The sequence below is a fragment of the Nonomuraea sp. NPDC049758 genome, from assembly GCF_040674635.1.
In the GTDB taxonomy this organism is placed as follows: Bacteria; Actinomycetota; Actinomycetes; order Streptosporangiales; family Streptosporangiaceae; genus Nonomuraea.
The window spans coordinates 508,906-521,822 of the sequence record NZ_JBFAMZ010000002.1; the positions used below are offsets into that span (position 1 = coordinate 508,906).

The 12,917-nt window shown below is 69.2% G+C and carries 11 protein-coding genes; 3 read left to right on the forward strand and 8 right to left on the reverse strand.

Features of this window, described 5'->3' with window-relative positions:
• Positions 1-153: 153 nt before the first annotated feature.
• The 4 genes from AB0J46_RS06910 to AB0J46_RS06925 all read right to left on the reverse strand — a co-directional run bounded on the left by AB0J46_RS06910 (position 154) and on the right by AB0J46_RS06925 (position 6,106).
• Entirely contained in the window at positions 154-621 is a 468-nt protein-coding gene (locus tag AB0J46_RS06910; RefSeq protein WP_364327456.1) for a histidine phosphatase family protein, read from the reverse strand.
• A gap of 310 nt (positions 622-931) precedes the next feature.
• Positions 932-3,244: a sodium-translocating pyrophosphatase gene (locus AB0J46_RS06915; protein WP_364327459.1), complete on the reverse strand. Its 2,313-nt coding sequence runs from the start codon at positions 3,242-3,244 to the stop codon at positions 932-934.
• 2,084 nt (positions 3,245-5,328) lie between these two features.
• The gene (locus tag AB0J46_RS06920; protein ID WP_352357402.1) at positions 5,329-5,754 is read right to left on the reverse strand and encodes an ATP-binding protein; all 426 of its coding nucleotides are present in this window, start codon (positions 5,752-5,754) and stop codon (positions 5,329-5,331) included.
• Between the two features lies 1 nt (position 5,755).
• Positions 5,756-6,106 carry an STAS domain-containing protein gene (locus tag AB0J46_RS06925; RefSeq protein ID WP_043629845.1) on the reverse strand — a complete coding sequence of 117 codons (351 nt, stop codon included), beginning with the start codon at positions 6,104-6,106 and terminating at the stop codon, positions 5,756-5,758.
• Between the two features lie 409 nt (positions 6,107-6,515).
• On the opposite strand from AB0J46_RS06925, the gene AB0J46_RS06930 reads away from it, so the two are divergent.
• Positions 6,516-8,837 (forward strand): DEAD/DEAH box helicase, encoded by a 2,322-nt coding sequence (locus AB0J46_RS06930; protein WP_364327463.1) that lies wholly within the window; start codon positions 6,516-6,518, stop codon positions 8,835-8,837.
• Between the two features lie 579 nt (positions 8,838-9,416).
• On the opposite strand, the gene AB0J46_RS06935 is transcribed toward AB0J46_RS06930, so the two are convergent.
• The gene (locus tag AB0J46_RS06935; protein WP_364327466.1) at positions 9,417-9,875 is read right to left on the reverse strand and encodes a MarR family transcriptional regulator; all 459 of its coding nucleotides are present in this window, start codon (positions 9,873-9,875) and stop codon (positions 9,417-9,419) included.
• Between the two features lie 63 nt (positions 9,876-9,938).
• Between AB0J46_RS06935 and AB0J46_RS06940 the strand changes: the two genes are divergently transcribed.
• Together AB0J46_RS06940 and AB0J46_RS06945 are read left to right on the forward strand one after the other, a co-directional pair.
• On the forward strand, positions 9,939-10,307 hold the full coding sequence (locus AB0J46_RS06940; protein ID WP_357966181.1) for a VOC family protein: 369 nt from the start codon (positions 9,939-9,941) through the stop codon (positions 10,305-10,307).
• Positions 10,294-11,157: an NAD(P)H-binding protein gene (locus AB0J46_RS06945; protein WP_364327469.1), complete on the forward strand. Its 864-nt coding sequence runs from the start codon at positions 10,294-10,296 to the stop codon at positions 11,155-11,157. The genes AB0J46_RS06940 and AB0J46_RS06945 overlap by 14 nt, the downstream gene beginning before the upstream one ends.
• 277 nt (positions 11,158-11,434) lie before the next feature.
• Here AB0J46_RS06945 and AB0J46_RS06950 read toward each other — a convergent pair whose 3' ends face one another.
• From AB0J46_RS06950 to AB0J46_RS06960, 3 genes are read right to left on the reverse strand one after another with little or no spacing between them, the layout of a single operon-like run.
• On the reverse strand, positions 11,435-11,983 hold the full coding sequence (locus AB0J46_RS06950) for an Rv3654c family TadE-like protein (RefSeq protein ID WP_364327472.1): 549 nt from the start codon (positions 11,981-11,983) through the stop codon (positions 11,435-11,437).
• 42 nt (positions 11,984-12,025) lie between these two features.
• Positions 12,026-12,406 carry a TadE family type IV pilus minor pilin gene (locus tag AB0J46_RS06955; RefSeq protein WP_364327475.1) on the reverse strand — a complete coding sequence of 127 codons (381 nt, stop codon included), beginning with the start codon at positions 12,404-12,406 and terminating at the stop codon, positions 12,026-12,028.
• Entirely contained in the window at positions 12,403-12,819 is a 417-nt protein-coding gene (locus AB0J46_RS06960; RefSeq protein WP_364327478.1) for a DUF4244 domain-containing protein, read from the reverse strand. Before AB0J46_RS06960 ends, AB0J46_RS06955 begins: the two co-directional genes overlap by 4 nt.
• Positions 12,820-12,917 lie beyond the last annotated feature (98 nt).

Below are 12,917 nucleotides of genomic sequence, written 5' to 3' on the forward strand. Positions count from 1 at the left end.
GCCCCCGACTGCGGCCGGCCCGCCAGCACCCCGGCCAGCAGCGGCCCGGCCACCGCGAGCCCGCACAGCAGCCCGTACCCCCAGGGCGGGCGCGGGCAGCGAGAAGCCGTCACGCAGCGCTCTGGCGGCCCCCCGCATAGGCGTCGTCCCCGGTCAGTGCTCCTTGGGATCCCAGTGCGTGACCAGGCGTCCCTCCCCCGGCCACAGGTCTACCCACGCCGCCTCCACCCGGATCACCGCGAACGCCCCCGGCCGGAAGCCGTAGTCGCCGCCGCCCAGTTGCAGGGCCAGCTCGTGCACCGCGGGATTGTGCCCGCACAACACGACCGTGCCCAGCTCCGGGTCGGTCCTGCGGAGCAGTTCGAGCAGCTCTTCGGGATAGGCCTGGTAGATGTCGCGTTCGTAGCTGATCTCCATGCCCGGGAAGGCCAGCTCGGCGGTGCGCCTGGTCCGCAGCGCCGGTGAGCAGAGCACCGCGTCGGGGGTCAGCCCGGCCGCCCTGATCTCGTCGCCGGCCCGGCCGGCGTCCCGCTCGCCGCGCTCGGTCAGCGGACGTTCGCGGTCGGCCAGACCGGGCACCTGCGCGGCCTTGGCATGGCGGAGCAGTATCAGGGTCCGCATCACGTCTTCACCTCGGCACGTCATCCCCTCGACACGTCATCACCCGGCATGTCGTCACCCGACACGCCATCACCCGACACGCCATCACCCGGCACGTCATCCCTTCGACGCCCAGATCCCGAGCCCAATGATCACGCCCAGGATGACCAGCATCGCCAGCAGGATCAGGCCCAGCGTCTTCCCGCCCGAGGGCCGGTTGTCCTCTTCCACCCGCCCAGTTTCCCACCGCGCCCCCGCCGTCCCCCGCGCCACCCACCCGCATGCGAAGACGCCCGCCCCTGGCCGGGACGGGCGTCTCGTCGATCGGTCGTTACGAGGCCACGGGCTCGTGCTCGCGGTCGTTGTTGGCCGGCTCGCTCGTCACCGACCTGCGCTTGGAGACAATGATGGCCGCCACGACCACCGCCACCGCCACCACCGTGATGCCGACCCGCAGCGGGGCGTTGCCCGCGTACAGGACGACGGCCGGCGCGACCAGCAGCGCCACCAGGTTCATCACCTTGATCAGCGGGTTGATGGCCGGGCCCGCGGTGTCCTTGAACGGGTCGCCTACCGTGTCGCCGATGACCGTGGCGGCGTGGGCCTCGGAGCCCTTGCCGCCGTAGTGCCCGTCCTCGACCAGCTTCTTGGCGTTGTCCCAGGCGCCACCGGAGTTGGCCAGGAAGACGGCCATCAGGGTGCCGCAGGCGATCGCGCCGGCCAGGAACGCGCCGAGCGGCGCGTAGCCGAGCGCGAACCCGACCGCGATCGGGGTCATCACCGCCAGCAGGCCGGGCGTGGCCAGCTCGCGGAGCGAGTCGCGGGTGCAGATGTCCACGACGCGGCCGTACTCGGGCTTCTCGGTGCCGTCCATGATGCCCGGCTTGTTGCGGAACTGGTCGCGTACTTCGAAGACCACCCGCATGGCCGCGCGGCCGACCGCCGAGATCGCCAGGCCGGAGAACAGGAACACCACCGCGGCGCCGACGATCAGCCCCACCAGCACGTTCGGCTGGTCGATGCTGAGGCTGAAGGTGGAGAAGGCGCCGAGCGCCGCCTTTATGTCCTGGCCGGCCTTGGAGAGCTGGTCCTCCACCGCCGTGCGGAACGCGCCGAACAGCGCCGTCGCCGCCAGCACGGCCGTGGCGATGGCGATGCCCTTGGTGATGGCCTTGGTGGTGTTGCCGACGGCGTCGAGGCTGGTGAGCACCCGCGCGCCCTCGCCCTCGACGTCGCCGGACATCTCGGCGATGCCCTGGGCGTTGTCGGAGACCGGGCCGAAGGTGTCCATGGAGACGATGACGCCGACCGTGGTCAGCAGGCCGGTGCCGGCCAGGGCCACCGCGAACAGCGCGATCGTGACGTTCCCGAACCCGAGCAGGAACGCCCCGTAGACCGCGCCGCCGATGATCAGCGCCGAGTAGACGGCCGACTCCAGGCCGACGCTGATGCCGGCGAGGATGACGGTGGCCGGCCCGGTGGCCGAGCTCTCGCCGATCTCGCGCACCGGACGGCGGTTGGTCTCGGTGAAGTAGCCGGTCAGCAGCTGGATGGCGCTGGCCAGGACCAGGCCGATCAGCACCGCGCCCACCGCGATCAGGCGCGGGTCGGCGTCGGAGGTGACGGTCGAGCCCGACAGGGCGCCGAAGCTGCTGGGCAGATACCAGAAGGCCGCCGCGGCGACCAGCACCGCCGAGATCCCGGCCGAGATGAAGAAGCTGCGGTTGATCGCCGCCATGCCGCTGCGGTCGCGGTCGCGCAGCCCGGTGACGAAGATGCCGATGATCGCCGTCAGCACGCCGATCATGGGCACGATCAGCGGGAAGATCAGGCCCTGCTCGCCGAAGGCCACCTTGCCCAGGATGAGGCTGGCGACCAGCATGACCGCGTACGACTCGAACAGGTCGGCCGCCATGCCCGCGCAGTCGCCGACGTTGTCACCGACGTTGTCGGCGATCGTCGCGGCGTTGCGCGGGTCGTCCTCGGGGATGCCCTGCTCGACCTTGCCCACCAGGTCGGCGCCGACGTCGGCGGCCTTGGTGAAGATGCCGCCGCCGACTCGCATGAACATCGCCAGCAGCGCCGCCCCGAACCCGAAGCCTTCGAGAACGTGGGGCGCCTCGCCCTGGTAGATGAAGACGACCACGGCCGCACCGAGCAGCCCGAGGCCGACGGTGAACATGCCGGCGACGCCGCCGGTGCGGAAGGCGACGCGCATGGCGCGCTTCTCGCCCGACTCGTTGGCCGCGGCGGCGACGCGCACGTTTCCGCGCACCGCCAACCACATGCCCATGAATCCGGTCAATGCGGAGAACACCGCACCGACCACGAAGAAGATCGAGCGACCGACGCGTACGTCCATTTCGCCCGGCAGCAAGAGCAACAGGAAGGGAATGACGATCACGAAGACCGCCAGTGTGCGGAATTGGCGCGTGAGATAGGCAGCCGCGCCTTCCTGCACGGCTCGCGCGATGTTCTGCATGCGTTCGGTGCCCTGGCCGGCGGACAGCACCTCGCGTACGAGGCCGCCGGCGACGGCTAGCGCGATCAGCGCGACCGCGGCGACCACGATCACGATGGTGAGATTGTTACCGCTCAGGGACAGATTGGGCGCTGGCGCCAATGCCAGCATGTGCCTGCTCATCGTTCTCCTCGGCAAGACCGGTCGTCCTGCCCGAACGGTGCTGCGAATTTCTCGGCGGGCGGGTGCGGCACCATCCGGGTTGTGGGTGCCGCTTCCGGTTGAATCCGCGGTTCCGCCGGATCACCTTGGCCGGTGCCGGGAGTCTACGCAGGCACTGAACGGATATGAAGGCTCTCGGGGCGGCTATTTGCGCGGGCGTTCAGTAATCCCCTGACAGCGGGCCGGTTTGAGATCTGACAGGCGAAATTTCCTCAGGTTTACGGGCATGACAACCCCACAAATCGGACCGCCCGAAACCCAGATTTAATCCCGCACGACACGCCGACCCACCCCACCACACACCCGCCCCGGCTCCCCACCGGCCATCCGAGCCCCACCACCATCCCGGCACCACCGCTTGACAGCACCTCCAGGCGCGCCCCCCAGGCGCGCCCCCCAGCCGCGACGGCCGGGTGCGACGGCCGGGTGCCACCTCCCCGCTACTTCCGCGCCACCTCCGCGCGCCACCTCCCCGCTACCTCCGCGCGCCACCTCCGCAAGATGCGGCGGAGCGCCACGACCGGCGGACGCGCCCCAGTAACACGGCCCGCCAAACGCGCCCCGACCGACGCGGCCCGATGACACGGCCTCGTAGGGACACCCGGCCAATGCAGCCCCATGAGATGGCCCGCCGGAGCTGCCCGGCCGCCGCGCCTCCCGCGACACGCCCTGCCGGACGCGGCCAACCGGCGCGGCCGCAACGACCCGGCCACCCACCGTCTCCTGGAGACTCCTGGAGCCGTGCGCCGTCCCTTACCTCCGGCCGGGCGCCACTCGGACCCCTGGCCGACACCGCCACGCCCCTCCAGACCACCTCCACGACAGCCCGGCGCCTCCCAGCGCCGTACGCCACCCTTGACCTCCCGGTAGGGCACCACTCGGACCCCTGGCCGACACAGCCCCGCCCCTCCAGGCCACCTCCACGACAGCCCACAGCTCTCGCGTCGGCCCCGGAGGGGCTACACCGCCTCAAAGCCCCTACAGCGGCCGGGAAGCTACGCCGGCCCAATAGCCTCAATCTCGGCCTGGAGCTCCCACGCGGCCCTCCGGATATCGGTCCTGACAGCCCCATGCGCAGCCGCCATACCTTCCTTGCAGCAGTCGCCGCCAGTCACCCACCTCAACCCCATGCCCCTGCCGCCCCACGGCGAGACCTTCCGGCGACCCGGCCGACTATCCCCCGCCCATCCACAGCCTGTGGATAACTCTCATCGGCTTCCAACAGACACCACTGGGGGAGCAAGATCCTATGGCGCAGTCGCGTCACTCCACCAGAACGCGCCCCAAGCAGGCCCAAGCCGTACTTCGCCGCCCTGGCCTTCGACCCTCAGTCGCGACCGCGCCATGCGGAGCCTTTGCAGCGACTGAGCCTTCAGCCCCAGCTCCGGCACTCGCCGCACTGACCTTTGTCCTTTAGCTTCCAGCGTGCGCCGCCGTAGACCTGGGCCCCCAGCCGTTGACCCCCGCCATGCGGAGCCGCCTGCACGGCCGGCCCCCAGTCCGTCGCCTGAGCAACCGTCCGACCGGAACCTGGGCGTCTCGCCGCACGACACAGCGGTTTGAACGTGCGAAGCCGGGCTCTGGCCTGCCCTGAGGCCGAAGCTCCGTAAGCGTGCGGTGTAGAAGCGTCAGGCGTAGAGGCGTGCGCCCCTCACACTGCTTCGACGCCATGCCAGACCCCGCGCCAGACCGCAGGATTCGGCCGCGCCCCGTGCGAAGCTCGGCGAGGTCCGGTGCAGGGGCCCGGTGCCGCAGGCACTCGGCGTGTACCGGCCGAAGCAGCTCAGGGCGGGCCGGGCCTCCGACGTCCGTGCGCACACGCGCTGCCGCTTGCCGCAGAGCGGCGCAGGCCGTCCGGGCATGCCAGCAGGACGAGGCACTCAGCGGCCTCGTCAGGACACGCAGAAATGTGGTGCGACTCGACAGGGAGGAAGGCATGCCACAACCGGACATCCCCTCATCCCCGTCTATCGCCCCTAAAACCACACCCGACCAGCTCGAACACGCCCCCAGGGAGACAAGGGACCGATCCAAGCGATGTCAGGTCAGGAACCCGCCCCGTTGGAGGCGGGCCAGCTCATCCGGATGTTCGTCCCCTTGGGGCTGGGGAAGACCTCGACGTCATCGGCCAGACCCGAGATGACGGCGATGCCGAAGCCTGACATGAACGAGTCAGAGAGCATGCCCAGATCGAGCGGCTGCTCCTGCTTGATCTCGTCACTGGGGGCCAGATCGCTGACCGTGACCTCGAAACGCCCGGAGTCGTCACGTAGCTCGATGCGGATGGGCTCGCCCGGGCAGTGAAGTCGATGCGCCTCGACCGCCCGGGAGCATGCCTCACCCACGGCGAGCCTGACTTCGTCCAGCAGCGATTCCTCCACGCCGGTACGACGGGCGATCGCCGTGGCCACCAGCCGCGCGGTCCGCACATGCGCGGGGAGAGCGCTGAACGTCAGTTCGACGGTAGCCATGCTACTTGTCTTTGCCGTGAGCTTCCTTGGCCTCGTCGACGGAAGCGTAAATCCCGAAGACCTTGGTCAGACCGGTGATGCGGAAGATCTTGAGGATGCGCTCCTGGGTGCACACCAGCTCAAGCGAGCCGTCGTGCGCCCGGACCCTCTTGAGCCCTCCGACGAGCACTCCCAACCCCGTGGAGTCGAGGAAGTCGACCTTCTCCATGTTCACCAGAAGGTGGAAGTTGCCCTTGTTCACCAGGTCGATGAGGAGCTCACGCAATCTCGGCGCCGTGTAGACATCGATCTCACCCTCGACCTCCACGATGGTGAGTCGGTCTTCGGTGCGGTGATCCAACTTCAGATCCACAGATCCTCCAGCGCCTCGCCTGCGAAAGTACTCTTGCGGGCCTGGCAATCTGGAGCGTGGCCCCAGACTGTCCGACCCTGACGCGCGGCATTCAACCACGCGTCTGGCTTGTGTCTATACGAAATCACGATTCCCGGCGACTTTGCCCATCGATGCAAGACTGGAAACAGTGACTTCCTCGGCATCCTCCCCACAACAGGCAGGTCCACTCCTCGCCCACCTGCTCGGAGTTCCCGCACGTCATGAGCGTGTCACCCATGTGGAGCATGTTCCAGCACGTCAGGCGGGTCAAGCCCGTTGGCCGGACTGGGCTCCGGAAGTCCTGGTTACGCGCTTGGCGAACCGTGGAGTTACAGGACTCTGGCCCCACCAGTACGAAGCCGCCGACCTGGCTTTCCGTGGCCGAAACGTGATCATCAGTACGGGAACGGCCTCGGGCAAGTCCCTGGCGTACCTCACGCCGGCGGTCGCCTCCTGCCTCGACGGCGGCACCGTCCTGTACCTGACGCCGACGAAGGCCCTGGCCGCCGACCAGCTCCGCGGCCTGCGCGAACTACGCATTACACAGGTGCGCGCCGCCTGCTTCGACGGCGACACCCCCTTCGAGGAACGTACGTGGGTCCGCCAGCACGCCAACTACGTCCTGACCAATCCGGACATGCTCCACCGCGGCGTCCTGCCCCGGCACGCGCAGTGGTCCTCGTTCTTCCGCCGCCTCCGCATGGTCGTTGTGGACGAGTGCCATGGATACCGCGGCGTCTTCGGCTCGCACGTGGCCCAGATCCTGCGCCGCCTGCGCCGGGTCTGCGCCCGGTACGGCTCGCGCCCCACGTTCGTGCTCGCCTCGGCCACGGCGAGCGAGCCCGGCGTGTTCGCCATGAGGCTGACGGGGCTTGAGATGGACGAGGTGACCAAGGATGCCTCGCCGAAGGGTTCCACGACCATCGCGCTCTGGGAACCGCCCCTGACGGATCTGCGGGGCGAGGGAGGGGCTCCTGTGCGCCGCACGGCCACCGCGGAGACCGCCGACCTCCTCGCGGACCTGGTCCTGGCGAACGTACGGACGCTCGCGTTCGTGCGTTCACGACGCGGCGCGGAGACGGTCGCCCTGTCCGCCCGCGCCAAACTCGCCGACGTCGCCTTCTCCGTCACCGCGCCCTGGCCTCCCCAAGCCACCCCCGAAACCGCGCCCTGGCCTGCGCACACCACACCCGAAGCCGCGCCCGCGGACTTCTCGCCCAGCGCCGAGCCCTCGCCGCTCGCCTCCCCCTCCACCCCTCAGGACTCCGCCTCACCCTTCGGAAGCGCCACCTCCGACGCCCAGGACCCGCGCCATCCCATCCCCGCGAGCCCGCTCACCTGGGCCATCCCCGACGACGTCCAAGATCTGGCCGCCCTCCCCGACAAGGTCGCCGCCTACCGCGCCGGCTACCTCGCCGAGGACCGCCGCCTCCTGGAGAAGGCCCTGCGCGCTGGCACCCTCATGGGCCTGGCCACCACGAACGCCCTCGAACTCGGCGTGGACGTCTCGGGCCTGGACGCCGTACTGATCGCCGGCTGGCCCGGCACCCGCGCCTCCCTCTGGCAGCAGGCCGGCCGGGCGGGCCGCGACGGCCAGGACGCCCTCGCCGTGCTCATCGCCAGGGACGATCCCCTGGACACCTACCTCGTCCACCACCCGCAGGCCCTGTTCGGACGGCCGGTGGAGGCGATCGTCCTGGACCCGGACAACCCGTACGTCCTGGGCCCCCACCTGTGCGCCGCCGCCGCCGAGATCCCGCTGACGGACGACGACCTGCCCGTCTTCGGCACCACCACCCCCGACGTCCTGGAAGACCTGGTCGCCCGGAACCTCCTGAGACGCCGTCCCGCGGGCTGGTTCTGGACCCGTCGCGAACGCGCCACCGACCTCGCCGACATCAGAGGCGGCGGCGGCGCCCCGATCCAGGTGGTCGAGTCCTCGACCGGCCGCCTGCTCGGCAGCGTGGACGAGCCGTCCGCCCACACCACGGTTCACACCGGCGCGGTCTACATCCACCAGGGCGAGACCTTCCTCGTGGAGACCCTCGACCTGGACGCCGGAGTCGCCCTGGTCGAGGCCGCCAACCCCGACTACTCCACGTTCGCCCGCGACATCACCGACATCTCCATCCTGGCCACCCAGCGCTCCCGCCCCCTCGGCCCGGGAACGCTGCACTTCGGCGAGGTGGAGGTGACCAGGCAGGTGGTCTCGTACCTGAAAAGGCGCCTGCAGTCAGGCGAGATGCTCGGCGACGAACCCCTCGACCTGCCGCCCCGCACCCTCCGCACCCGTGCGGTCTGGTGGACCCTCCCCGCCACGGCGGTCGCGCCGCTCGCGGCGGCGGACATCGACCTCGGCGGCGCCGCACACGCCGCCGAGCACGCCTCGATCGGCCTGCTCCCCCTGTTCGCCACCTGCGACCGGTGGGACATCGGCGGCGTCTCCACCGAGCTGCACGCCGACACCGGCCTGCTCACCGTCTTCGTGTACGACGGCCACGAAGGCGGCGCGGGCTTCGCCGAACGCGGCTACGCGCGGGCCACCGACTGGCTGACGGCCACGCGTGAGGCGATCGCGTCCTGCGAGTGCGAGCGCGGGTGCCCGTCCTGCATCCAGTCCCCGAAGTGCGGCAACGGCAACGAGCCCCTGCACAAACGCGGCGCGCTCCAGCTCCTGGACATCCTCCTCACCCCCGCCCCCCTGTCCTGACTGTCACCTTTCTCCGGCCGACGCCCCCGCTCTTCTTCGTTGTGGTCATCGTCTTCGTCGGAGGCCCAGAAGTCGCCGGCGCCCGGCAGCGGACGCTCCCAGAAGCCGCTGTCCTCCATGCACCTGGGCAAGGGGGCAGGTGGTCGTCCCATCGCTACTCCAGGGGGGTGGCGGGTGGGACAGCGGGCCGGGCTCGGGAACGTCCGTGACAGCCGGGCTGGGCAATGCGATGCGCGGCGGCTCCTGCCGCGCATCCCGCCCTGTCTCCCCCGCCGTTTCCCGGCCCGCTTCCGGCCGAGCCCCATGACGGGCTGACTCCTGTACTTCCTGGGCCGCGCATAAGTCCTGCACGCTCAGATGGATCAGCAGAACAACCGGCACCTGCCCCGACACCTCCGCCACCCCGGGCTCCGCCTCGCCCCTGCAGCTTGTGCCACACGGCCTTCACTGATTCGCTCGCCTGACGATCTATCGGCTCAATCGCGGAACAAGGTGCCGGTTCTTCAAGGTCACTCGTACAGATTTCCACGCCCGGCCGCGTACCTGCCCCGACGCGGCGAATCGTGCACCGAGAAACGACTATGCACCATCGTCACCATCGCGCAGCCCATGAATCATGCTCTGCAAAATCCGGAACGCGTCCGACTGCTCGGCCTCGGTCATGCCGGCCAGCATTCTGACCTCGACGGACCGGACCGCCGCGCTCGCCTTCTCCAGACTCCGTCGTCCGCGAGGCGTGAGCCGGGCCGGAAGGGCCTTGCCGACGGGCGCCTCCGCGGGCCTGGTCACGTAGCCGTCTCGTTCCAGGGTCTGGAGCAGCACGTTCATCGACTGCCGGGTCACGAACGCGCCACGCGCCAGCTCGGAGTTCGACAAGCCCGGCCGTTGAGCCAGCAACTCCAGGCAGGAGTAGTGCGTCACGGTCATCCCGAGTGGCCGCAGCACCTCCTCCATGGCTGCACGCAAGGCGCTCGAAGCCTCTTTCAGCAGGTAGCCCAGCGATCTGTCCAGGTCGACGCCGGCACCGTTTTGACTCATGTCAGTATTCTGACATACATTGCCACGTGTCAGCTAACTGACATGAGGACAAGGAGCATCACCATGCCCGTCACCGGCCCCGACTTCATCTCGCTGCAAGCGCGCGACCTCGACGCTTCGCAGGCGTTCTACGAGCAGTACCTCGGCCTCGTCCGCTCGCAGGCCGGCCCTCCGCACGCCGTCGTCTTCGAGACGAAGCCGATCGCGTTCGCACTCCGCGAGGTCGTTCCCGGCACCGATCTCGCCTCCGTCGCCCAGCCCGGCATCGGTGCCGCCATCTGGCTCCACGCCACCGACGTCCAGGCCATCCACGACGCACTCGTCGCCGACGGTCACACCATCGTCTCCGCACCGATCGACGGCCCCTTCGGCCGCACCTTCACCTTCGCCGACCCCGACGGCTACCAGATCACCCTCCATGACCGCGCCTGAGGCGAGCACCCTGGTCTTCGGGGCCACCGGGGCACTCGGTCGCCACGTCCTGGACGCGCTGGTCGCTCGGGGGAATAGGCCCGAAACGATCACAGCAGCCGGTCGGAACCAAGCACGCCTCGGGGAACTTGCTGCCGCCGGGTTCAGCACCGCCGCCGTCGACCTGTCGGATTCGGCCAGCGTCGCAGCGCTGGTTGCCAGGCACTCCGACGTCGTGTTGATCTCGGGCAGAGACCCGAACCGCCTTGCTCAGCACGAGTCGGTCGTCAAGGCGGCGAAGAACGCCAAGGTCCGACACGTCTACTACACCAGCGGAGTCCGGGCCGACGACGACCGGTTCGAGATCAACGCCGACCACAGAGCGACAGAGGACGCTCTCACCGCTTCCGGCGTGACGTACACGATCCTGCGGAACACCTGGTACATCGAGAACTACATCCAGGCGCTGGCAGGCCCCCGCTTCTCCGGCGCTCTGGCCGCCGCGACCGGCAACGCCGTCGTTGCCCCAGCCAGCCGGAAGGACCTGGCCGAGGCATTGGCCACCGTCGTCACCACAGACGGGCACGACAACGTGACTTACAGCCTCTCCGGCGACACGAACTTCACCTACGCCGACATAGCCAAAGCAATGTCGGTCGTCCTGAAGCGCGAGGTCACCTACCGGCCTGTCACTCCCGAAGAATTGCAGGCAGCGCTCATCAACGCGGGGATGGACAGCGAGCTGGCCGGCTTCTTGGCACGTCTCGATGAGACCATCGCCGCCGGGGTCTTCGCTCGGGTCGGTGACGATCTTCCTCGACTCCTCGGCAGGCCAACTACCGGCCTGGTCGCGGGACTGACAGCAGAGTGAACACCGGGGCTGGCGCAGGCGAGTCGACATCTCGGCTCGCGCCGCCCCTTCTCCCGATCAGCGCGTCTGGAGCAACGCCGTCAGTTTGGATCACGTCGAAGCGGGCGGCCACGGAGGCTGCACGCAGGTGGGCCACGGCGCCGGAACGCGTTTCTCAGCCTGAAGAGCCGATCGCCGGACTCGCGCGACACGTCCCCAGGCTTGCACATGTCGCGGTCGGTCACGCGCCCCCAAGGCCCAGGACGGTGGCCTGACAACCGACTGCTGCAACCAGCTGCTACCCAGGTGACATCGTGACCGGCCCCGCGCGAGACCTGCCTGTAAGGGTGTGTGCCCCGGCGATCGGCAAGGTGATCGACAAAGAGGTCCGGACATCCGCGATCTCTCCCGTGATCTCACAAGCCGCCAGCCGGACGCCGTTCCTTCTGGCCAGCGCGGCCGCCCTGCCGCAAGCGCCCTCCGGGTCGACGATCGCCGCTCTGGCCGCGGCCAGAGCGCTCAGATCGGCCGCGCTGTCAACCCGATGTCGAGCCACGCGAACCGCCCCCACGGAGGCCAACCCTCCGGCAACCGCCATCAGGAGCCCCATGAGGGCCACTCCCCATAAGGTCGCCGACCCTCGTTCCTTGTGCTTGATCATCCTTGTCCTCGGAGTGATTGATCGGTGAAAGCTCGTCGCTTCGCCCAGCTTTGAGACGCTTCTATGTCTCCCGCGCGGACGATCTCCGTGCCGCGTTGCGGAGTTGTTGTCTCTTCTTGTGGGTAGAAGACGCCGTAGGGGTTGGAGATTTCGCCCCCCGACTGCCAGGAGGACACGAGGGCTCATGTCCTCCTGGCAGATCTCATTTCGACAGGCACCTGCGTGACGTCATGGTTCTGTGGCGGCTGTCGCCGCGGCCGACACGGGGACGGCCGGCAGCGAAACGCCCCAAGCTGGTCGTACATCTACTGCGATCTCTACGTGGGTGAATTCCGCGTCGCGGGTGATCTCTACGTGGGCGTCTGGGCGAGTGGCCGAGCGGGCGAGCTCGCGGACCTGGTCCAGCGGCTCACCTCGGGCTGCGGCGCGCACTGCCGCTCGGGCTGCGTCTACGCATTCCAGTTGGACGTTCACCGCTTGTATGGCCCAGAGCGCGGCTGCCAGGACGATCATGAGCGCGGGCAGCATGGCGGCGGTCTCGGCCGTCACCGAGCCGCGTGATGCCGACCGTTGCCTGGTGGCGGCGTTCCGCGTCTGGCGGAGGGTCATCCGGTCATCTTGAGCGCTCGGTCTATGAGGGACTTCAGCATCTCCTGAACCTCTGGGCTGCTGACCACCTTGAACAGGAGCGCAGCGAAGGCGCAGGCCGCGATGGTGCCGACTGCGTATTCGGCTGTGGACATGCCGCGCTCTCTGTTCGCGACAGCGCAGGTGATCCACTTGCCCGGGTACCAGCGTGAGCCCTGCCCGGCGGGCCCGCCGGGAGGTGCGGAGGTGGTCGAGGAAGCGCGGCCGGCTTCCGTCTCGACGTTGGAGGAGTCGTCGGCTTCGAGGGGCGGCGCGGGGGTGGCCGGCTCGGCGCAGGCGGTGGGCCGGGGTGAAGCGGTGGGCCGGGGTGAAGTGGCGTACGCGTGAGCTGGAGTGGGGCTGAGGGTGCCTGGCATGGTGGCGGGACCTTGCATGGTGCCTCCAGGTGATCGGAGCCGGGTCTTGTCCGGCGGGAGTCCAAGATTCGCCGAGAAGGCCCAGCCGCCGTCAGGCCGAACGGCGTTCTGGGGAT